17 protein-coding genes and 1 pseudogene are annotated in these 22,302 nt (G+C 63.8%); 9 read left to right on the forward strand and 9 right to left on the reverse strand.

All coding sequences use genetic code 11. The annotated features are described in order from the left end of the window. Positions 1–24: 24 nt before the first annotated feature. A complete protein-coding gene (gene rfbB, locus CEK65_RS17695) occupies positions 25–1,080 on the reverse strand; it encodes a dTDP-glucose 4,6-dehydratase (protein WP_017917124.1) in 1,056 nt (351 codons plus the stop codon). Between the two features lie 219 nt (positions 1,081–1,299). Here rfbB and CEK65_RS17700 point away from each other — a divergent pair, with 219 nt between their 5' ends. The 8 genes and pseudogenes from CEK65_RS17700 (at position 1,300) to CEK65_RS17735 (ending at position 9,553) form a co-directional block, all read left to right on the forward strand. Then, positions 1,300–2,046 (forward strand): electron transfer flavoprotein subunit beta/FixA family protein, encoded by a 747-nt coding sequence (locus CEK65_RS17700; protein ID WP_017917125.1) that lies wholly within the window; start codon positions 1,300–1,302, stop codon positions 2,044–2,046. Continuing rightward, the gene (locus CEK65_RS17705) at positions 2,046–2,987 is read left to right on the forward strand and encodes an electron transfer flavoprotein subunit alpha/FixB family protein (protein WP_017917126.1); all 942 of its coding nucleotides are present in this window, start codon (positions 2,046–2,048) and stop codon (positions 2,985–2,987) included. Before CEK65_RS17700 ends, CEK65_RS17705 begins: the two co-directional genes overlap by 1 nt. 20 nt (positions 2,988–3,007) lie before the next feature. Then, positions 3,008–4,010, forward strand: a pseudogene (locus CEK65_RS17710) (lysylphosphatidylglycerol synthase transmembrane domain-containing protein). Positions 4,011–4,103: 93 nt separating this feature from the next. Then, on the forward strand, positions 4,104–5,492 hold the full coding sequence (locus CEK65_RS17715) for a UbiA family prenyltransferase (protein ID WP_255424553.1): 1,389 nt from the start codon (positions 4,104–4,106) through the stop codon (positions 5,490–5,492). After that, entirely contained in the window at positions 5,492–6,799 is a 1,308-nt protein-coding gene (locus CEK65_RS17720; protein ID WP_017917129.1) for an FAD-binding oxidoreductase, read from the forward strand. Before CEK65_RS17715 ends, CEK65_RS17720 begins: the two co-directional genes overlap by 1 nt. A gap of 2 nt (positions 6,800–6,801) precedes the next feature. Beyond that, positions 6,802–7,530, forward strand: coding sequence for an SDR family oxidoreductase (locus tag CEK65_RS17725; protein WP_026143889.1), 729 nt, complete (start codon positions 6,802–6,804; stop codon positions 7,528–7,530). After that, a complete protein-coding gene (locus CEK65_RS17730) occupies positions 7,527–7,952 on the forward strand; it encodes a GtrA family protein (RefSeq protein ID WP_152182538.1) in 426 nt (141 codons plus the stop codon). The genes CEK65_RS17725 and CEK65_RS17730 overlap by 4 nt, the downstream gene beginning before the upstream one ends. Then, positions 7,949–9,553: a hypothetical protein gene (locus tag CEK65_RS17735; protein ID WP_152182539.1), complete on the forward strand. Its 1,605-nt coding sequence runs from the start codon at positions 7,949–7,951 to the stop codon at positions 9,551–9,553. The genes CEK65_RS17730 and CEK65_RS17735 overlap by 4 nt, the downstream gene beginning before the upstream one ends. A gap of 871 nt (positions 9,554–10,424) precedes the next feature. Here CEK65_RS17735 and CEK65_RS17740 read toward each other — a convergent pair. From CEK65_RS17740 to CEK65_RS17775, 8 genes are all read right to left on the reverse strand, one after another. Beyond that, complete coding sequence (locus CEK65_RS17740) at positions 10,425–13,982, reverse strand: glycosyltransferase (RefSeq protein WP_152182540.1); 3,558 nt, start codon at positions 13,980–13,982, stop codon at positions 10,425–10,427. Then, positions 13,979–15,346 (reverse strand): ABC transporter ATP-binding protein, encoded by a 1,368-nt coding sequence (locus tag CEK65_RS17745; RefSeq protein WP_026143508.1) that lies wholly within the window; start codon positions 15,344–15,346, stop codon positions 13,979–13,981. The genes CEK65_RS17740 and CEK65_RS17745 overlap by 4 nt, the downstream gene beginning before the upstream one ends. After that, positions 15,336–16,130, reverse strand: coding sequence for an ABC transporter permease (locus CEK65_RS17750; protein ID WP_017915641.1), 795 nt, complete (start codon positions 16,128–16,130; stop codon positions 15,336–15,338). The genes CEK65_RS17745 and CEK65_RS17750 overlap by 11 nt, the downstream gene beginning before the upstream one ends. Continuing rightward, complete coding sequence (locus CEK65_RS17755; protein ID WP_152182541.1) at positions 16,127–17,332, reverse strand: cystathionine gamma-synthase; 1,206 nt, start codon at positions 17,330–17,332, stop codon at positions 16,127–16,129. The genes CEK65_RS17750 and CEK65_RS17755 overlap by 4 nt, the downstream gene beginning before the upstream one ends. A gap of 84 nt (positions 17,333–17,416) precedes the next feature. Beyond that, on the reverse strand, positions 17,417–18,787 hold the full coding sequence (locus tag CEK65_RS17760; RefSeq protein ID WP_148827338.1) for a pyridoxal-phosphate dependent enzyme: 1,371 nt from the start codon (positions 18,785–18,787) through the stop codon (positions 17,417–17,419). 190 nt (positions 18,788–18,977) lie between these two features. Beyond that, the gene (locus tag CEK65_RS17765; protein WP_010340228.1) at positions 18,978–19,196 is read right to left on the reverse strand and encodes a YdcH family protein; all 219 of its coding nucleotides are present in this window, start codon (positions 19,194–19,196) and stop codon (positions 18,978–18,980) included. A 334-nt stretch (positions 19,197–19,530) separates the two neighbouring features. Then, positions 19,531–20,403 (reverse strand): hypothetical protein, encoded by an 873-nt coding sequence (locus CEK65_RS17770; protein ID WP_152182544.1) that lies wholly within the window; start codon positions 20,401–20,403, stop codon positions 19,531–19,533. 17 nt (positions 20,404–20,420) lie between these two features. Then, positions 20,421–20,813 carry a DUF4398 domain-containing protein gene (locus tag CEK65_RS17775; protein WP_026144112.1) on the reverse strand — a complete coding sequence of 131 codons (393 nt, stop codon included), beginning with the start codon at positions 20,811–20,813 and terminating at the stop codon, positions 20,421–20,423. Between the two features lie 99 nt (positions 20,814–20,912). Between CEK65_RS17775 and CEK65_RS17780 the strand changes: the two genes are divergently transcribed. Beyond that, positions 20,913–22,052, forward strand: a complete 1,140-nt coding sequence (locus tag CEK65_RS17780; RefSeq protein WP_017907532.1) for a PilT/PilU family type 4a pilus ATPase — start codon at positions 20,913–20,915, stop codon at positions 22,050–22,052. Positions 22,053–22,302 lie beyond the last annotated feature (250 nt).

The raw sequence follows: 22,302 nt of genomic DNA on the forward strand, positions 1-22,302 counted from the left end.
GCGGATTCTTGCGAGGGACTGGCGTTATGCCGCGGTGCCGATGCGTTCCAGCCGATAGCTGCCGTCGAGCACGCCCTGCACCCAGTCCTGGTGGCTCAGGTACCAGTCCACGGTGAGCGCGATGCCCTGTTCGAAGGTGTACTGCGGCTCCCAGCCCAGTTCGTTCTTCAGCTTGGACGCATCGATGGCGTAGCGGCGGTCGTGGCCGGGCCGATCGGCGACGTAGGTGATCTGGCTGGCGCGCGGCTTGCCGTCCTCGCGCGGACGCCGCGCGTCCAGCAGCGCGCAGATCGCCTGCACCACCTCGATGTTCTGTTTCTCGGAATTGCCGCCGACGTTGTAGGTCTCGCCCACCTTGCCCTTGGCCAGCACGGTGCGGATCGCCTCGCAGTGGTCGCCGACGAACAGCCAATCGCGTACCTGCTTGCCGTCGCCGTACACCGGCAGCGGCTCGCCGGCCAGCGCCTTGGCGATCACCAGCGGGATGAGCTTCTCGGGGAAGTGGTACGGGCCGTAGTTGTTGGAGCAGTTGGTGGTCAGCACCGGCAGGCCGTAGGTGTGGTGGAACGCGCGCACCAGATGGTCGGACGCGGCCTTGGACGCCGAATACGGCGAGTTCGGCGCGTAAGGCGTGGTTTCGCTGAACTTGCCGGTCTCGCCGAGCGTGCCGTAGACCTCGTCGGTGGACACGTGCAGGAAGCGGAACGCGTCGCGGCGGTCTTCAGGCAGCGCCTTCCAATGATCGCGCACAGACTCCAGCAGGCCGAGGGTGCCCACCACGTTGGTCTGGATGAAGGCGCCGGGCCCGTCGATCGAGCGGTCCACGTGACTTTCGGCGGCGAAATTGACCACCGCGTCGGGCTGGTGCTCGGCGAGCAGGCGGCCCACCAGATCGCGGTCGCCGATATCCCCGTGCACGAACACATGGTCCGGGTTGCCGTCCAGCGACGCCAGCGTGTTCAGGTTCCCGGCATAGGTCAACGCGTCCAGGTTGATCACACGGATGCCGCGCGCCACCGCCTCGAGCACGAAGTTACCGCCGATGAAGCCGGCACCGCCGGTTACGAGCCAAGTCGCCACTGTATTTCTCCCAATTTCGCGCCGAAAGCGCGCCTTATGCAAACCTCGCAGGATATACGCTTTATATGAACAGATCGTCGTTCGATGCCTCCGATGAAGTGCACCAAACCAGACCATACGCCCTCGCATGGTTCTCCGCGCCCGGTTAGAATCCTCCGACTGCCCCGCGCCAGCCGCCGCGGCCGGGCCTTCCCGCACTGCTGAAGGATCTCGTACACGATGAAAATCCTCGTCGCCTACAAGCGCGTGGTGGACTACAACGTCCGCATCCAGGTCAAGCCGGACGGCTCCGGCGTGATCACCGAGGGCGTCAAGCTCTCCGCCAACCCGTTCGACGAAATCGCCCTGGAAGAGGCGCTGCGCCTGCGCGACGCCGGCATCGCCAGCGAGGTGGTGGTCGCCACCATCGCCCCGGCCGACGCCGCCGCGCACCTGCGCAACGGCCTGGCGATGGGCGCCAACCGTGCCATCCACGTGGTCGCCGACGCGGCGATCCAGCCGCTGACCGCGGCGCGCACCCTGCTCAAGCTGGTCGAGCAGGAGCAGCCGGACCTGGTGATCCTGGGCAAGCAGGCGATCGACGACGACGCCAACCAGACCGGGCAGATGCTGGCCACGCTGTGGGGCCGTCCGCAGGCGACCTTCGCCGGCAAGCTGGTGGTGGCCGACGGCAAGGCGACGGTGACCCGCGAGGTCGACGCCGGCCTGGAGACCCTGGAAGTGGACCTGCCGGCGGTGGTCACCACCGACCTGCGCCTGAACGAGCCGCGCTTCATCAAGCTGCCGGACATCATGAAGGCCAAGAGCAAGCCGCTGCAGACGCTGGCCTTCGCCGACCTGGGCGTGGAGGCCAACGACAGCCTCACCACCACCCACTACGCCCCGCCGGCCAAGCGCAGCCGCGGCGTGATGGTCAAGGATGCCGCCGAACTGGTGGCCGCACTCAAGCAGAAGGGGTTGCTGTAATGGCCAAGATCCTCGTCGTCGCCGAACATCTCAACGGGCAGCTCAACGCCGCCACCGCCAAGTGCGTCAGCGCCGCGCAGGCGCTGTCGGCCGAGGCCATCGACATCGTGGTGCTGGCGTCCGATCCGGCCGCGGTGGCTGCCCAGGCCGCGCAGATCGCCGGCGTCGCCCGCGTCCTCACCGTCGCCAACTCCGCCAACGAACACGCCATCGCGCAGGTGCTGGGCCCGCAGATCGCCGCCTTGGCGAAGAGCTACACCCACGTGTTCGGCCCCTCCACCACGTTCGGCAAGGACCTGATGCCGGTGGTGGCGGCCCTGCTCGGCGTCAACCAGATCTCCGACCTGATGGCGGTGGACGGCGACTACGCGTTCAAGCGCCCGATCTACGCCGGCAACGCCATCATCAGCGTGCAGGCCCCGGCCGACCAGATCGTGGTCGCCACCGTGCGCAGCGCCTCGTGGCCGGAAGCGGCGCAGGGCGGCAGCGCGGCGGTCGAAGCGGCCAGCGTCGACGCGGCGCTGCCGAGCCACACCCGCTTCGTCGGCCTGGCTGCGGGCAAGTCCGACCGCCCCGACCTGCAGAGCGCCAAGCGCGTGGTCTCCGGCGGCCGCGGCGTCGGTTCGGCGGAGAACTTCCAGATCGTGTACCAGCTCGCCGACAAGCTGGGCGCGGCGGTCGGCGCCTCGCGCGCGGCGGTCGACGCCGGCTACGTGCCCAACGAACTGCAGGTCGGCCAGACCGGCAAGATCATCGCGCCGGAGCTGTACGTGGCGATCGGCATCTCCGGCGCCATCCAGCACCTGACCGGCATCAAGGACGCCGGCACCATCGTCGCGATCAACAAGGACCCGGAATCGCCGATCTTCGAGATCGCCGACATCGGCCTGGTCGGCGACCTGTTCACGGTGCTGCCGGAGCTGGAAAAGGCACTGGGCTGAGCAGTCAGGAGGACCTGGGGATGATGCCGCACGGCGCCGACGGCGTGCCCGCGCCGCGCCACCGTGCGGATCATCTGGCGGCGTTCGTCGTGCTGCTGTGCGGCGGCTACCTGGCTGCCCTATGGTGGGTGGACCGCGGCAACGGCACGTTCGCCCGGCTCGGCGCGGTCTGGCCGTTGCTCGCGCTGGCGGTGCTGCCGGTCTCGGTCAGCTACCTGTTGCGCTTCTGGCGCTGGCGCTGGCTGCTGCAACGGCAAGGCCATGCGGTGCCGTTCTGGCTGGGCTGGGCCGCCTACCTGGCCGGCTTCGCCTTGACCGCGACCCCGGGCAAGGCCGGGGAATTGCTGCGCATCCGCTATTTCGCCCGCATGGGCGTACCGGCCGGGCGGACGCTGGCGGTATTCGTGTTCGAGCGCGCCTCCGACCTGCTGGTGATCCTGGCGCTGTCGCTGTTGGCTGCGCCGGTCTTCCCCACCCTGGGCACCCTCGCCGCGGTGGTGTTGGGCTTCGTCGCGCTGCTGTTCGGCGCTGCCGCCTGGCCGGCCCTGCTTACATGGCTGGAGAATGTGGGCGCGCCTGCCCGGCCGCTGGCTGCGGGGGACGGCGCAGTTCGCCGTATTCGCCGCCATGGAGTTGCGTGCCTGCCTGGGCGCCTCGCAACTGGTGCGCAGCCTGATTGCCGGTGCCGGCGCCTGGGGCCTGACCTCGGCGGTCTTCGTCGGGCTGTGCAGCGGCCTGGGCCTGGACCTGGACCCGCTGGTCGCGTTCGGCATCTACCCGCTGGCGATGCTGATCGGCGCGCTGTCCTTCGTGCCCGGCGGTGTCGGCACCACCGAACTGGCGATCGTGCTGATGCTGGACCGGCTGGGCGTCGCCACCGCCGATGCGATCGCAGTCGCGGTGGCCGCGCGGCTGGTGACGCTCTGGTATGCGGTCGCCGTGGGCGCCCTGGCGATGAGCGCAACCGAGTTCCTGCAACGGCGTCAGCGGACTGAGCGGGGCCAGGGCGTGTCGCGGGTATAATCGCGGCCCCGCTATGCATCACCAGGCCGCAGAATGTCCGTCCCCCCCAGCTTTCCCGCCGACCGCCCGGCTGCTTCAGGGCGCGCGCTCTGTGTGGATCTGGACGGCACCCTGCTGAATTCGGACATCCTCTACGAGTCCCTGCTGGCCCTGCTGGCGCGCAATCCGCTGTACGTGTTCCTGCTGCCGCTGTGGCTGCTGCGCGGCAAGGCCGCGCTGAAGCGCGAACTGGCCGCGCGGGTCACGCTCCCGGCCGAGACCCTGCCCTACAACGAGCACGTGCTGGAGCTGCTGCGTACGACCACGCAGCGCCCGCGCGTGCTGTGCACCGCCTCAGACCAGCTGCTGGTCGCGCCGATCGCCGCGCACCTGGGCCTGTTCGAAGAGGTCATCGCCAGCGACGGCCAGCGCAACCTGTCCGGCCGCAACAAGGCCGACGTGCTGGTGCAGCGGTTCGGCGAAGGCAATTTCGACTACGCCGGCAATGGCCGCGTGGACCTGCACGTATGGGACAAGGCCGGTGGCGCCTGGGTGGTCAACAACGGCAACGGACTGCGCGCCGCTGCCGCACAGCGCACCACCGTCCACGGCCACTGGCCGGCGCCGCCGCGCGCCCGTGCCTGGCTCAAGGCGCTGCGCCTGCACCAATGGCTGAAGAACCTGCTGGTGTTCGTGCCGCTGCTGACCGCGCATCGCTTCCTGGACGGCGCCTCGGTGCTGCAGTCGGTGATCGCCATGGTCGCGTTCGGGCTCTGCGCCTCCGGCGTCTACGTGCTCAACGACCTGCTCGACCTCACCCCCGACCGCCAGCATCCGCGCAAGCGCAAGCGGCCGTTCGCCGCCGGCCGGCTGCCACTGCTGCAGGGCCTGTTCGCCGCGCCCGCCCTGACCCTGGCCGGACTGGCGCTGTCGCTGGCCTGCAACCTGCAGTTCACCCTGGTGCTGCTGGCCTATTACGTGATGACGCTGGCGTACTCGCTGCGCCTCAAGCGCATCGTGATGATCGACGTGGTGCTGCTGGCGGCGCTGTACACCGTGCGCATCATCGGCGGCGCGGTCGCGATCGACCTGGAGCTGTCGTTCTGGCTGCTGGCGTTCTCGATGTTCATTTTCCTCTCGCTGGCGCTGCTCAAGCGCTACACCGAGTTGCACGCCATGCTGGGCAGCGGCAAGACCAAAGCTAGCGGGCGCGCCTATTCGGTGGAGGACCTGGTGCTGCTGCAGTCGATGGGCGCGGCGGCCGGCTACATCGCGGTGCTGGTGATGGCGCTGTACATCAATAGCCCGGCAAGCGTGCAGTTGTATCGGCATCCGCAGCTGCTGTGGCTGATCTGCCCGGTGCTGCTGTACTGGGTCAGCCGGGTGTGGATCGTGGCGCACCGCGGCGACATGCACGACGACCCGATCGTGTTCGCCGCCACGGACCGGGTCAGCCAGATGGTCGTCGTGTTGTGCGGGCTGTTCGCGCTGAGCGCCATCTGATGGCGGACGCCGGGCAGTCCTGGGGGCGCTACCCACGGGTGACGCAAACGCTGCTGCCGATCGCCGACCGGGCGGCTGCGCTGCCGGCCTTCGCCGGCCACGCACTGCCGCGGGGCAATGGCCGCAGCTACGGCGACAGCTGCCTCAACCCGGACGGCACCCTGCTGTGCGCCCGCGGCCTGGACCGCTTCATCGGCTTCGACCCGGCCTCCGGCCGCCTGCGCTGCGAGGCGGGGGTCACCCTCGCCGAGATCATCGATCTGGCACTGCCGCAGGGCTGGTTCCTGCCGGTGACCCCGGGCACCCGCTACGTCACCGTGGCCGGCGCCATCGCCAACGACGTGCACGGCAAGAACCATCACCGCACCGGCAATTTCGGCCACCACGTGCTCGCCTTCGAACTGCTGCGCAGCGACGGCAGCCGCCGCCTGTGCACACCGCACGACGATGCCGGGGGCTGGTTCGCGGCCACGGTTGGCGGACTTGGCCTGACCGGGCTGATCACCTGGGCGGAGATCCAGTTGCGCCGCGTGCCGGGCCCGGCCCTGGAGACGGAGAACATCCGCTTCGGCTCGCTCGACGAGTTCTTCGCGCTGTCCGCCGCCTCGGCCGACAGCCACGAGTACAGCGTCGCCTGGATCGACTGCCTGGCCAGCGGTCGCGCCCGCGGCCGCGGCCATTTCACCCGCGCCGATCACTGCGCCGGCCTGCCCGAGGAGCGCCCGGTCTCGCCCGGCAAGGGCCTGGCGATGCCGCTGACCCCGCCGGTCTCGCTGGTCAACAAGCTGTCGCTGCGGCCGTTCAACGCGCTGTACTACTGGCGCCAGCCCGCGCGCAGCAAACGCCGGCTGAGCCATGTGCTGCCGTTCTTCTATCCGCTGGACGGTATCCGCCACTGGAACCGCATGTACGGCCCGCGCGGCTTCCTGCAGTATCAGTGCTTGCTGCCGCCGGCCACCGCACGCGACGGTGTGGATGCGCTGCTGGCGGAAATCGCCCGCAGCGGCAGCGGCTCCTTCCTGGCGGTACTTAAGGAATTCGGCGACCTTCCTTCGCGCGGCATGCTGTCCTTCCCTCGCCCGGGCACCACGCTGGCGCTGGACTTCCCCAACGACGGCGCCGACGTACTGCGCCTGCTGGAGCGGCTGGACCGGATTGTCGACGCCGCTGGCGGCGCTCTGTACCCTGCCAAGGACGCGCGCATGTCCGCCGCCTCGTTCCAGCGCGCCTATGCCCGCTGGCAGGACTTCAACCGCTATCTCGATCCCCGCTTTTCTTCCGGCTTCTGGCGCCGGGTCACGGAGTGAACATGCAACGCGTCCTCATCATCGGTGCCACCTCGGCGATCGCCGAGGCCACCGCCCGGCACTACGCCGCGCGCGGCGCGGCCCTCCACCTGCTCGGCCGCCAGGCCGCGCGCCTGGACGCGATCGCGTCGGACCTGTCGGCGCGCGGCGGCAGGGCCAGCGTCGGCGTGCTCGACGTCAACGACAGCGCCGGCCATGCGGCGGCCTTCGATGCCGCCTGGGCCGCGCTGGGTGGCGTGGACGTGGTGCTGATCGCCCACGGCACACTGCCCGACCAGGCCGCGTGCGACGCCTCGGTCGAGCTGTCGATGCGCGAGTTCGCCACCAACGGCACCTCGACCATCGCGCTGTGCGCCGCACTGGTGCCGCGCCTGCGCACGGGCGCGACGTTGGCGGTGATCTCGTCGGTGGCCGGCGACCGCGGCCGCGCCAGCAATTACTTATACGGCAGTGCCAAGGCCGCGGTCAGCGCCTACCTGAGCGGCCTCGGCCAACGTCTGCGCTCGGAGGGCATCAACGTGCTCACGATCAAGCCGGGTTTCGTCGATACGCCGATGACCGCCGCCTTCAAGAAGGGCGTGCTGTGGGCCAAGCCCGACCAGATCGCCAAGGGCATCCTGCGCGCGGTGGACGGCCGCCGCGCGGTCGCCTACCTGCCCGGTTTCTGGTGGGCGATCATGCATGTAATCAAGCTAATCCCAGAACCAATTTTCATGCGGATCAAGCTATGAAGCGCATCCGCTTGATCACGCTGTACCTGGCTTTCGCAGCGGTCGCCGCCGCAGTCAATATCGGCACCCAGTGTATCGCTGTACGAGCTTGGCTGTGGCCATCAACCACAGTTCCGGCCAGCATCGCCGCCGGCACACTCACAGGGCTGCTTGTGAAGTACCTGCTGGATAAGCGTTGGATTTTCCGTTTCGCCACGCGTGACGCCCGCCACGATACGCGCACCTTTGCTATGTATACCGTGATGGGAGGCATGACCACGCTAGTCTTTTGGGGTAGCGAACTGGTTTTTCATTGCCTGTTCGGCAGCGAGGGAATGCGCTATGTGGGTGCCATCATTGGCCTTGCGATCGGCTACGTTTCCAAATACCAACTCGATAAGCGCTTTGTTTTCATCAACCGTGGGACTTCCTACTACCCATGATCAGTCGTTCCATCCCTGCCGCGCAATCCACCCGCCCCGCGAGTACGACCTGGATGCGCGTACTGCCTTGGCTGGCCCTACTCGCCTCCGGCGCATTCTGCATTCATTACTACCTAGAGCTTAAAAAGGGCTTCTTCGACGACGTATACATCTACCTCGCCGTTGCGCGCAATGCGATGGACTACGGCACGTGGCAGTACTACCCACACCTGGCAGAGCGCGGCGCGCTACTGGCATCTTCACCGATAAGGATCGTGGTATTGACCGCGGCCGCCGCGTTGTCCGAGCTTTTCGGCCACGGACAACGCACCCTTCTAGATGCAAAAATCACGATCTTACTCAGCGGTATGATCACGTGGCTGGTCTTTTTGCCATTTTGGCGACGGAATTTGACCGCATTTGCTTGGCTAGGCGCAACATTGGCACTTCTGTCCACCTGCCTAGACACTATTTTCGAGTTTGAGGGTGGCCTTCTACTGATGTGGGTTGCCACTTTAGCAATGCTGGTACGCCAACAGCCCACAAACCTGCGCTTGCTAAGCTGGCTGCTTCCACTGGGCCCACTCATTCGCCCCGATGTGAGCCTACCAATTCTGGCTCTTTACTTCGTGCATATCGGCACCCGCAACCGGAAAGCACAACTACTGCCTCAGATCAAATCCATCCTGATGCCGCTAGTAGTCTTTTCAATTGCATGGGTCACTCTTTGCGCGCTACTCAGGGTCTGGCCAGTTCCGGTCACATACTGGGGGAAATCCGCCCTCCCGTTCTTGTTTGAGAAGACAACACTACTTGTTGCCTTACCCGAACGACTTGGCATTTCACTCCTATTACGCTCGCAATTTCCATCGAATGTCAACACGATTGCTGGCTGGGCATGCATTCTCGGCACACTAGGAGCGCTAGCCCTCAATAAACCACGAATCAATCGAGTTGCCATCGCCGCAATGGTCTTGTGCTACGTCATTATTTTTTTTCGCATGCCAGCAAATTTCTGGTGGTATTATCAGAATATCCTTAGCCTGATAATCGGAGCACTATTAGGCCGCTCCTTTTTCACGCAGCGAAAGGACTCACAAAATATGATAGCCGGCGCCCTGGGCGTTTTACTGATCACGTCACTGTGCTATGGAAGGCTACCGAACGACGGCCCAAACCAATGGCGCACTGGCGAGCAAACGCGAGCCCAAGGCTATTTGTCACTTGCAGTGTCGCGCACCGATCATGGCACCTTTAAACTTCCCGAGACCGGGGAATTCATCTTGCGAAATCCTGAAATTGGGATGATTTCCTATTATTCGACACTACCGATTTTCCAATGGGATTCAGCCGGCTTGGCACAACCCTTGGACAACCCTTTGGTCACCCAAAGCCACATGCGCTATTTTTATCCAACCAAATTGCGTCGGACAGCACTTGAAGATGCTCAAGATATCGTTAATCGTGTTGGTCACCCGATTCCAGTACTTGATGTCTGGGCGATGGAGGACCGCGATTACTCCAAAGCGCGCACGAAATGCCATTGGGTACTACCCAAGCAGGCTCTCTGCATTAACCAGTATCGGGTATTGGAGCCCGCTAAAGGGAGGGAAGCGAAGTGAGGCATCCGATCAAAGTCATTTACATTGGGCTTCTGTTCTTGGGGGGATGCGGGGGCAAGCCTAGTGATGCAGAAGCACTGCTGACCCAGAATCCGCCACCGCCTGAAACTGATTCCAACATAGCGAACACGCCCCCCTCTGCAACTGCCGACACCTCCTTTCTTAAATTAAGTGGCGTAAAGGGCTTGATGCGAGCTGAGCTAATGCAGCCGACATGCTCGAAACTGGTCACAGCGATTATCAAGTGGAATAGTCCGACCAAGGACGGTACAGAGCTATGGGTCGGACCAGAGGACAAGAAGCAACTAGTGTTCGCCGGCGGAAGCAACGAGAGCCCAACAATTCCTGGCTGGGTCGCGCCCGGGCAAATATTTACACTGCGCGCCAGCCACAGCAATCAAGAACTGGACAGATTAATAATACCTGGCACCGCCTGCCCATAGCGGTAATGGGCACCGACGAAAATGATCAGGCCATGAACAATCTATAGTGGGAAATACGAGAAAATAAGACGGGATTTAGGTGACTCACCAATGATGTATCGCATTACCCAATCTATATGCATTGACTGAAAAAACGCAGCAAATGCGTCTTTGTCAGGCAGCAAGCTGGATGGCAAAGCCCGGCCACGCATGCAGCCTTCTTAGAAAACCGACTATCCCGGCGTTCGGCATACGAGGACCGGCCGGAATAAACCACGGCAGCAAGAACCTGCCATGGCCACCTGGATCGGCGTTCACTATCCCATCCATGGCAGCATGCGGATATCGATGCAGAACCGACGGGAGCGATACAGAGCACATCAAGAGAACGGAAAATCGCCCCCCCAAAAACACTACTCAAATCTTGTAGACTAAATCGCACCTTATTTTCAACTAGCTCCATTTTTCACACGCGAATCGAATGCATCACTTATCACTCGCCAGACAGCCTCGCGCGAATAATTTTTTGCAATAAAATCACGCGACGCGCCGGACACTCGCTCCCACTCCGCATCATCGCGTAACAGCGTAACAATTGAAGCGGCCATATTCTGAGGGTCTGCACTGTGCGGCATGAAGATCGCTGCCTCGCCCAACCCTTGCATGCCCGTAGGCGTTGTGACGCATGGCAAACCGAAGCGCATGCTTTCGACTACCTTTCCCTTAACGCCGCCTCCAAAGCGCAACGGAGCCACAGACACTCGGGAAGTTCGGTAATAGCGCTCCAGATCTGCGTCGCTAACGTAGCCGGTAACGCGAATAGAATCGCTAGCAAGCGCTTGTACGTCCGCGTGAGGATTTGACCCGACCATCGTCAGATGAGCATCTGGCATGTCCTTGCGCACCAATGGCAATACCTCGCTGACGAACCAGATGGCGGCATCGACGTTCGGTGGATGCGCGAAACCGGCGACAAACAGAATGCCTTGACGGCCTCGCGGGCCTTCCAGCGCCGGGCCACTGACCGGATCATATGCATACAAGGGCACGGTCGCCGCCGCTCCCTGTACAGCCTCAGCCATGAACCACTGTTCGACATGACGGGTTTCGTCGGCTGACGGATACAGAACCACGTCAGACTTGCGCCACATCGTGTACTCCATGTCGCGAAAACGAGTCATCTCCGCCTCAAGACCGGCATCGTGCGCTAGCTTGAGTTGCTCCATCATCCTCAGGTGATGAATATCGTGCCCATAATAAATGACACGCGCGCCAGAATGCGCGCGGACAATATCCACCAAACCAATCGAAACATGCGGGCGATTAAGAATTACTGTAGAGAGATAATGGCCATTGTCGCGCATCCAATCCTCGAACCTACCGAAATATTCCCCTCCGCACAGTGACTCGATGCCGAGCTGCTGCAATGCCGGGGTGTAATCAGCATCGAAATAAGCATTTTCCGGCCAGAAGTGCACAGCATAGCCCTTCTGCACCAGTAGCGACATCAATTGCCAGGTGGCACGAGAGCCAGCATCGCGGTCTGGCTGCGGCACGTAATGATCAACCACCAGAACGTGTGAACGTCCGATAGAACGGTCGCGTGCCAAAAAAACATCCTGCGCATTGGGAAGGTGATCGCGCTCCAGGGTCTGGCGCCAGCGCTCAAAGAATTTCAGGCGATTGACGGCCTGGTAAGCCTTAACCCCGCTCGACTCATCCGTGCCGCTGGAAATGCCCTCATAATGCACCACAATCGAGGCCGGCTGCAGGTAAACCTTCAGGCCCTGCGCGCGGACCCGGAATGCCAAGTCAGTGTCCTCATAATACGCCGGTGCGTAATGCTCGTCGAAGCGACCAAGCGTTTCGAACAGATCGCGACGCAGCATGATCGACGCGCCCGATATATAGTCGACCTCCTTCAGATACGAATACGGTGCGCGTGCCGGATTCTCCATGCGACCGAAGTTCCAAGCGCTACCGTCCTTCCAGACGATTCCACCAGCCTCCTGCAAGCGACCGTCGGGATAGATTAGCTTAGAACCGACCATACCAGCGTCTTCGCGCTGAAATACAGACAGAAGCGCCTCCAGCCAACCCTTCGTTACTTCGGTGTCATTGTTAAGGAAGTACACGTACTCGCCGCGCGCCCTGCGCGCAAGCTCATTGCATGAGCGGAGGAAGCCCATATTCTGAGGATTTTCGTAATATATAAGGCCGGGAATCTGAGCGATTCGCGAAATCTGCGGATCGCCGGACGCATCCTCAGCGACCAGTATCTCGATCGGCACACTCGGCAAATGATCATATAATGATTGCAGGCACACCAATGTGCATGACAGGTTGCCGTAGACCGGAATCAGCACCGAGACTAGAGGTCGCTCCTCGTTCTCAAAGCGGATTCCGCGCAATGACGTCTCTGGGTCCTGCTCCACTTTTGCCGCCACAAGTTGCGGCGGTAGCGGCCGCGCCTCAGCCTCGCGCTCTGCCATCCAGCGCCGCACCAGCGTGCGCAGGTGCTTCAGCGCGGGGTGACGCACAAACGGCTTTCCGCGGAGCGACGCAACTACAGCACTCCAATCGCCACGCGCGACGCGACTTCCAAAACGAACCGCTCGCGTCAACCTCCAGGAACGCGACTCCAGTAAAGTTTTGAGTTGCTGCTCAAGATCGCGAATAACAGCACGGTACGCAGCGATATCTGCACCGTAATCGTGTCCAGCAATGGGAAGGGGCTCGACTAATCGGATAGCACCAACCTGCTGACGCCGAGCTTTCGAAGAAGACACCGATTCGCGAAGGAAATGCAGATCATCGCGCAACGCATCGATCTTGCCCTGACTTGCAGTCACTTCAGCTGCGTTTGCCTGTAGTTGCTGCTCGCTTTCAGCAAGGACTTGGCGAAGCCCTGACACTTCACGCTCCAACACACCGGCCCGCCGCGCGCTTTCCTCCGCGCTAGCCACAGCCACGCGCTTGTCTTCGGCAAATACCTCAATCAGCGCAGTTTTTTCCTGATAATCCGCTTGCACAGCACATAGCCGCTGAACCAGATCCACCCTCTCACTCTCGAGCTTGAGTGCCCAACGTACCTTTTCGTCGAATTCGCGCTGCAATTGCTCAAGCATGTCTAGCAGACGACTGCGCTCGGATTCCAGCGATTGCGCCCACTCAGTTCTGGCTTCAAACTCGCCGCGCAACTGATCAAGCTGGCCTCGCGCTAGGACAAGTTCAGATTCCAGCGATTGCGCCCAATGTGCGATAGACTCGTGCCGTGCATACAGATCCGACCCGCCATCGACGTAAAACGACGCCGACATGCGCGGAAGCAGCCCGTGCACAGCCGCACATACCGCCACGAAATACATGATCTTGTCGGCGTCGACCGTGCGGTTTTCCAACCTACCTGAAGACGTGAAAGCCTTGTACTGATCTCGGCTGCCTTGCAATGGAAGCAACAGCGACCCCGATGACATGCGTTGGCCGTAAAAATCTACAGCCGGGAACTGCCGGCCCAGCAAGGCGGAAAACTCCTCAAAGTCGAGTTCGCGGACGTGGAATTCGTTGCGATAGTTACGAGCATCGGAATAAATCGGGCGATTGGGCGAGGAAATTACCAGAATGCCATCTGGCCTGAGCACGCGTCGCAATTCTTCCAGCATCTGCTCTTGCTCGAGCAGATGCTCGACCGTCTCGAACGAGATTACCAAGTCGAACGAAGCGTTAGCGAAGGGAAGCCGGGTGGCGCTGGCTTCATGGAAGCGCAGGTTTGCGCGAGTACCATATGTGGACCGTGCGCTACTCACCGCTTCAACGGCGATGTCAACTCCATCCACGGCCTCCGCCACGTCCGCGAGCAGTGCCGAACCGTAGCCCTCGCCGCAGGCCACGTCCAAGACGCGACGCCCGCGTGCAAGCTCCTGGCACCAAGCATAACGATGCCAATGCTCATAGGCCAGTTCACCAGATTCGGTCGGAACGAAGCGCTCGCCGGTAAATTCCATCATTTAGCCTCAATCTTTGCGTCAATCGCCATCATCGGCAGGCCAACCAGCCCGAAGCGCATGGTTTCGTCCAGTGCGCGGAACTCCAGCGCGTCGTAGATCCAATGATGCTGCACGTGGTCATTCTGGTCGCCGGAGGCAACAGCAGCGTCGATCATGTACGAACCGGAGGGCAGGATCGGCATACGAAACTTGAACGAGGCGGACAGGCGATCCCCGGTCTTGCCGCTCAGTTCCATACCACGGCAGGCGAAATAGGTGTTGTCGCCGAAAAGCCTCTGCCCAAGCCTATCCTTGACGTAAAACCCGGCGATCAGGTCGCCCAGAGCCTGTTGCAGTTCGACCTCGATGCGCAACGTTACCACCTCGCCGCCCTGCACCATCACCAACCGGCCGCCGTTGTCGTCCCGCAATGCCACGTCCACGATCCGCGCACCCTGCGCACCGAACTCGGTACCGGTCCGGTCGGGATCGAACTCGAACACCGCCATGCGGTTGGTGCAGCCTTCCGCAAGCAGAGCATGCAGGCGGAAATCCGGCATGTCTGCCAACTCCCTGCGCTCGCCGCCCGAAGACACCACCAGCTTTTCGCCGGCGATTTCGCGCCGGCCGGCCACGTGCTGCTCGGTCATGTAGGCTTCGACAACCTCCTGTGAGGTGCCCACCATGCGCATCTGCCCATGGTCCAGCCAAACCGCGTACTCGCAGAGGTTGGTGACAGCGGCGGCGTCGTGGCTGACGAATAGCAGCGTGCCGCTTTTCTGGAACTCGCGCAGAAAGCGCATGCATTTTTGCGAAAAGAACGCGTCCCCCACCGCGAGCGCCTCGTCGATGATCAATATGTCGGCATCCACGTGCACGATCACGGCGAACGCGAGGCGTACAGCCATGCCGCTCGAATAGCTGCGCACCGGCTGATCGATGAATTCGCCAATGTCGGCGAAGGCAAGGATGCTGGCCATGCGCGTCTCAACTTGATCGCGGCTCAGGCCGAGAATCGCGGCGTTAAGATAAACGTTCTCACGCCCCGTAAACTCGGGGTTGAAGCCACTGCCCAGTTCAAGCAGTGCCGCCACCTTTCCGTTCACCTTGACCTGTCCTTCGGTCGGCGTAAGCGTGCCAGCGATGATCTGCAACAACGTGGACTTGCCTGACCCATTGCGTCCGACAATACCGACTGTCTGCCCCTTGCGAACCTGGAAATCTACGCCACGGATCGCCCAGTAGTCACGGTAGAACGATTTGCGCTTACCGAACAGCCCTTGCCAGAGACGGTGCGAGGGGCGCTCATACATGTGATACGCCTTGCCGACTCCCGCAACGGAGACGGCCATGTGTTGCGGATCGAAAGAGTCGTCAGAGGACATCGGCAAACCCTCCACGCATCTTCCTGAACAGGGTATGCGCCAGAAATGCGAAGGCGCTTGACGCTATCAAGTACAAAGCCAGCCCGGTCCAATCCGGCATGTGGCCCCAGATCACCACCTCGCGCACCTGATCGATGATGAATGTCAAAGGATTAATCTCGAACACCCAACGATAGGTCATCGGCACGGAGTTGAGCGGAATGATGGCCGAAGACAGAAACAGCATCGCAGTTGCGAGCACACCTGTAACCTGGCCGATGTCTCGCAAGTACACACCTAGAGCAGATACGAGCCAACATACTCCAACGGTCATCACGACCAGTGGCACAAGCACCAGCGGCAGCAGTAAAGCAGTCGGCGACACACCAGTTCCCCAGACCGCCTGCAACACCAAAAGCACAATCATGTTCATCGCCAGATGGAACAGGCCGGAGAACGCCATGCTCCACACCAGCACATCCAGCGGAAATACAACGCGCTTGACGTAAGCGGTGTTTGCCACGATGAGTTGAGGCGAGCGGGTGAAGCACTCAGCAAAGAATCCGTGAACCGTTAAACCTGCGAACAGAATCAATGCGAACTCAGAAGTTGATCCTGTGGTACCAGGCCAACGGCTCTTCATAATGAAGCCAAAGGCGAGTGTATAGATCAACAGCATCAAGAACGGACTGATCAACGACCAAAGCAGTCCAAAGGTCGCTCCGCGGTACTTGCCCAGCACCTCGCGCCGGGTGAGTTCGAAGGCAAGCGAGCGATGTTTGCCGAAAACCGAAAGGATCGTCATACGGACAGCCCTTGTGCCAACGCCCTGTCCAAATCCCCACGCAAATCCCCCACATCCTCCACGCCCACGCTCAGCCGCACCAGCGCATCGCTGATGCCGAGCTGCTCGCGGCGTGCGACCGGCACCGAAGCATGGGTCATCACCGCAGGATGGTTGACCAGGCTCTCCACGCCGCCCAGCGATTCGGCCAGGGTGAACAGATTGGTGCGCTCGCAGAAGCGCTTGGCCGCGTCGAAGCCGCCCTTGAGCACGATCGAGACGATGCCGCCGTAGCCGCTCATCTGCCGGCCGGCCAGGGCGTGCTGCGGGTGCGAGGGCAGGCCCGGGTAGATCACCTTCTCCACTGCCGGGTGCGTCTCCAGCCACTGCGCCAGCGCCAGGGCGTTGTCGCAGTGCGCGCGCATGCGCAGCGGCAGGGTCTTCAGGCCGCGCAGGGCCAGGAAGCTGTCGAACGGGCCCTGCACGCCGCCCACCGAGTTCTGCAGGAAAGCCAATTGTTCGGCCAGCTCGGCGTTGTCGCCGACCACGGCCATGCCGCCGACCATGTCCGAGTGGCCGTTGAGATATTTGGTCGCCGAATGCACCACGATGTCCGCGCCCAGCGCCAGCGGCCGCTGCAGCAGCGGCGAGGCGAAGGTGTTGTCGACCACCACCAGCAGACCGTGCTTGCGCGCGATCGCGGCGATCGCCGCGATATCGACGATCTTCAGCATCGGATTGGTCGGGGTCTCGATCCACACCATCTTCGTGGTCGGGCGGATCGCCGCCTCGAACGCGGCCGGGTCGGTCAGGTCGACGAAACCGAACTCCAGCGCGGCGGTGCGCTTGCGCACCCGCTCGAACAGGCGGTAGCTGCCGCCGTACAGGTCGTCCATCGCAATGACGTGGCTGCCGCTGTCCAGCAGTTCGATCACCGTGGCCGTCGCGGCCATGCCCGAGGCGAAGGCGAAGCCGCGGCTGCCGCCTTCCAGGGCCGCCACGCAGCGCTCGTAGGCGAAGCGGGTCGGGTTGTGGGTGCGCGAGTACTCGAAGCCCTGGTGTTCGCCGGGGCTGGACTGGGCGTAGGTGGAGGTCGCGTAGATCGGCGGCATCACCGCGCCGGTGGACGGGTCCGGGTGCTGTCCGCCATGGATGGCCAGGGTCGCCAGCGCCAGCGCCAGCGCGGGGCCGTCGCCATGGGGATTCGACGTGTTGTCCGTCATGTGGGGTTACCGGAAAAGGGGCGTGATTCTAGCAGTGCGGTCTGAACGGCCCCATGCAGCACGGGGCCGTGCCGGCCGCAGGGATTACTGCACCCGGCGGCGCAGATAGTTGAGCAGGTCGATCCGGGTGATCAGGCCGAGGAAGGCGCCCTCGTTCATCACGATGGCGACCTGGCCACGGTCGAACACCGGCAGCAGGGCCTCGATCGGCGATTTGACGTCCAGCCGGTCGAGCTTGCTGACCATGGCCGTGGCCACGGGGTCGCGGAACCGCGCTTCGTCGCCATATACATGCAACAAGACGTCGCTTTCGTCGACGATGCCGACCAATTGATCGCCTTCCATGACCGGCAGCTGCGACACGTCGTACAGCTTCATGCGCTGATACGCAGTAGTCAGCAGATCCTTGGGACCGACCACCACCGTGTCGCGCTGGCTGTAGGGGCGCAGGATCAGGTCGCGCAGGTCGCCGTGCTGCGGGCGCTCCAGGAAGCCGTTGTCCAGCATCCAGTAGTCGTTGTACATCTTCGACAGGTACTTGTTGCCGGTGTCGCAGACGAACACCAGCACGCGCTTGGGCTCGGTCTGTGCGCGGCAGTACTTCAGCGCCGCCGCCAGCAGGGTGCCGGTGGAGGAGCCGCCAAGGATGCCCTCCTTGGCCAGCAGTTCCCGCGCGGTGTGAAAGCTCTCGGCGTCGCTGATCGAATAGGCCTTCTTGACCCGGGTGAAATCGGAGATCGCCGGCAGGAAATCCTCGCCGATGCCTTCCACCAGCCAGCTGCCGGACTTCTCGCTGACCGTGCCCTGCTCGATGTACTCGGTCAGGATCGAGCCGACCGGGTCGGCCAGGACCAGTTCGGTGTGCGGCGAGGCGGCAGCGAAGGCGCGCGACAGGCCGGTCATGGTGCCGGAGCTGCCGCAGCCGAACACGATCGCGTCCAGCCGGCCGTCCATCTGCCGCAGGATTTCCGGGCCGGTGCCGAACTCGTGCGCGGCCGGGTTGTCGGGGTTGCCGAACTGGTTGATGAAGTAGGCCCCCGGGGTCTCGGCGGCGATGCGCGCGGCCAGGTCCTGGTAGTACTCGGGGTGGCCCTTGGCCACGTCCGAGCGGGTCAGCACCACCTCGGCGCCCATCGCCTTGAGGTTGAAGATCTTTTCCCGGCTCATCTTGTCCGGCACCACCAGGATCAGCTTGTAGCCCTTCTGCTGGGCGACCAGGGCCAGGCCGATGCCGGTGTTGCCGGCCGTACCCTCGACCAGCACCGCGCCGGGCTTGAGATCGCCGCGGCGCTCGGCCGCCTCGATCATCGACAGGCCGATCCGATCCTTGATCGAGCCGCCGGGATTGGCGCTCTCCAGCTTCAGGTACAGCTCGCACACCCCGGTGTCGAGCTTGCTGGCCTTGACGATGGGGGTGTCGCCGATCAGATCGAGTACGGAGGAGTGAATGGCCATCGGGTCCGAATGCGTCGCGCCGCGGCAGCGGCTGGACCGGGCATTATCCGCGCTCGGGGAGGGAAAGTCAGAGAATGCGCGCCGCAGGGACGAAAAAAGCCGCGGGCGCGGCTTTCGAAGGGGATGACGCGGACGGTGGCAAGCCGACGAGGAGGCCAGCCACCGCCCGCGACAAGAGGGAATAGTACGGTCAGTGCGGCTTCTGCTCGTAAAGGCGCAGCAGCTTTTCCTTGGCGGCGAGCTTTTCGCGCTTCATCTGCGCCAGGGTGACATCGTCGATCGGCAGCACGCCGAGCTCGGCGTCCATGCACTTCTTGTCCAAGGTCTTGTGGCGCTGGTAGAGCTGCTTGAACTCCGGATCGGACTTGATCAACGCGTCGATTTCGGTCTGCGGTTGCCCTTCGAACATAGGAATAGCCTCCTTCAGCTAGAAACAAGAACGCCCCGGCCGCTGCGGCACGGGGCGTTGCCTGGGAGCGGAAGCGCGCGAGCCGCCGGCTGCACCGCTGCAACGCCTGGAACCACGGTTCCCGGGACGTCGGACTGCGGTGCGCGCCACTGCGTCATCGGCTCGAACTCCTCCGTTGGCACCAGGCGGCGGGAGTGCCACCTGGAGTACCGACCCTACGCCTCCCCACCGCCGTGGACAAGAGAAGCAGGCCCGCTTTGCCGCATTCAGTTGCTCGGCACTCAGGCCCAGGGAAAAACCCCGTTAAACCGCCTGCACAGAGCGCCGTCCGACCTCAGGGCGCGATCACGACGTCGGCCGAGCGGGCCTTGGTCGAGGCCCCCTTCTTGCCGACCGCCTGCACCCGGTTGGCGGCGACGCCGCCGCTGACCAAGGCCGCGCGCAGGGCATCGGCGCGCTTCTGCGCCACCCCGGCGTCGGTGTCGTAGGCCTCGATCCGCACCTTGCCCTTGCTGATCTGCAGGTACTGCGACAGGGCCTTGGCCTGGTTGGTGGCATCGCCCGACAGCGCCGCCTTGCCGGCGCCGAAGGCCGCGCCGGAGAAGGTGAAGACCTCGCCGCGCGCCTCGAAGCGCGAGGCCGGCAGCTTGGTGCCGGCGACCAGCTCGGCCTCCTCGCGCGCCAGCTTGGCCGACTTCTGCTGCGCGGCGCTGAGCTTGGCGGTCTGCTGACCGGCGACGCTGGCCAGCGCCGCATCCGCATCTGCCCGCGCGGCCTGCTCGGCCTCGGCCGCCTGACGCAGACTCTCGGCCTCCTCGGCCTGGATCTGCGCCTGCACGCGCAGGCGCTCGGCCTCCTGCCGGGCCCGCGCGGCCTCGCGGCGGCTGGCCTCGATCAGCAGGTCGCTGCGGGTCTTCTCCAACTGGTCGACCTGACGACGGGCGATCTCGGCACGGGCCATGGTTTCGGCGATCTCGACCCGGCGCTCGGCCAGGTAGCGCGCCTCGTCGCGCTCCTTGCGCTTGGCGTTGGCGAAGTTGGCCACCGCCTGCTGCGCCTGCAGGCGTTCGTAGGCGGCGACATCGGCGTTCAGCGGATCGGCCTGCAGCGCCACCAGGCGCTGGTTGAGCACGGCCAGTTCCGGGTCGTCCGCGGCCATCGCGCCCAGCGGCGCCAGCAGCAACGCCAGCAGGGCCAGGCGGCGCATTCCGTGCAGGGTGCGGCTCATGGACGGCCCTCCCCGGTGCCCAGGGTCTGTTGCAGCTGGGCCACCTCGGCCTGACGCTGCTTCAACTGTGCATTGGCCACCGCCTCCTCGCTGCGCGCGCGCGCAAGGTCGGCATCGGCGGCCACACGCAGGGCCAGTTGCGGTGCGGTCTTGCGCTGGCGGCGGTCGAGCGCGGCCTGTTGCGCCTGTTCCAGGCCCTGGCGGGCACTGGCCAGCAGGTCCGGCGCGTACTGGTCGGCATCGGCCTGGACCGCACGCTGCACCGCCTGCTGCGCGGACAGCAGCTCCGGCGAAGCCACCTGGGCGAACGCGGCCGGCGCGGCGAACAACGCCAATGCGCAGGCCATCACATACTGCTGACAACGGAAGTGTGCGAAGCTAGTTTTCATCTAGGGGGGCCGTGGACGGAGACGTCGGTCACGGCCATTGTCGGAAGCCTGTGGCGCGCTTGCAACGGGCGATTGCGGATCGTTGGGGAACCATTGCGCATGGATATCGGCTATTTCCTGAAGCTGATGACCGAAAAGAACGCCTCGGACATGTTCCTGACCACAGGAGCACCGGTCTATATCAAGATCGAAGGCAAGCTGTACCCGCTCGGCGCCACCGGCCTGCCGCCGGGCATGGTCAAGAAGATCGCCTACTCGTTGATGGACGAGGGCCAGGTGCCGCAGTTCGAGCGGGAGCTGGAATTGAACATGGCCATCGCCCTGCAGGACGCCGGGCGCTTCCGCGTCAACGTGTTCAAGCAGCGCGGCGAGGTCGGCATGGTGATCCGCGCGATCCGCAGCAAGATCCCCAGCATCGAGGAGCTGCACCTGCCGCAGGTGCTCAAGGACGTGATCATGACCCCGCGCGGACTGGTCCTGGTGGTCGGCTCGACCGGCTCGGGCAAGTCCACCTCGCTGGCGTCGATGATCGACTACCGCAACAGCACCACCACCGGGCACATCCTCACCATCGAGGACCCGATCGAATACCTGCACAAGCACAAGATGTCCATCGTCAACCAGCGCGAGGTCGGCCTGGACACCCACGCCTTCCACAACGCACTGAAGAACGCGATGCGCGAGGCGCCGGACGTGATCCTGATCGGCGAGATCCTGGACGCGGAAACCATGGAGGCGGCCATCGCCTTCGCCGAGACCGGACATCTGTGCCTGGCCACCCTGCACTCCAACAACGCCGACCAGACCATCGAGCGCATCCTCAACTTCTTCCCCGAGAGCGCGCACAAAAACGTGCTGATGAACCTGTCGCTGAACCTGCGCGCGGTGATCTCGCAGCGCCTGGTCAAGGACAGCAGCGGCCGCCGCCGGCCGGCCTCGGAAGTGCTGCTGAACACGCCGATGATCCGCGACCTGCTGCGCCGCGGCCAGGTCCACGAGATCAAGCAGGCGATGGAGGAGTCGCTGGAGGAAGGCATGGAGACCTTCGACCAGTGCCTGTTCCGCATGGTCAAGCAGGGCCAGATCGAGCAGGAGGAAGCGCTGCGCGCGGCCGACTCGCGCGACGGCCTGGCCCTGAAGTTCCGCCTGTCCGAAGGCGGCAGCGGCGAGCACGATCCCTACGCCGACTACGACAGCGGCCCCAGCGCCGCGCCGCGGATCACCCACGGCTTCGTCTGAGGCGTCGCCGTGTTGTCGTAGGCGCGGTTTCAGCCGCGACCGGGCGTTCGCAGCCGCCTGGTCGAACTGGCCCCGCAGCGACGGCGGCAACGACGGACCGTAGGTCCAGCGGCGGTCGCCGCGGGTCGCCCTTGCGCGGACAAACGCCACTTCCACGCAACTGCGCGTCGGGACTGAAGTCCCTCCCACAGTGCACCCAGCGAGTGCGCCGCAAGCGCGTGTGGAAGCGACTTTCGTTGCGACGCGTGAA

The organism is Xanthomonas sp. LMG 12459 (assembly GCF_009192905.1).
Taxonomy (GTDB): Bacteria; Pseudomonadota; Gammaproteobacteria; order Xanthomonadales; family Xanthomonadaceae; genus Xanthomonas_A; species Xanthomonas_A sontii.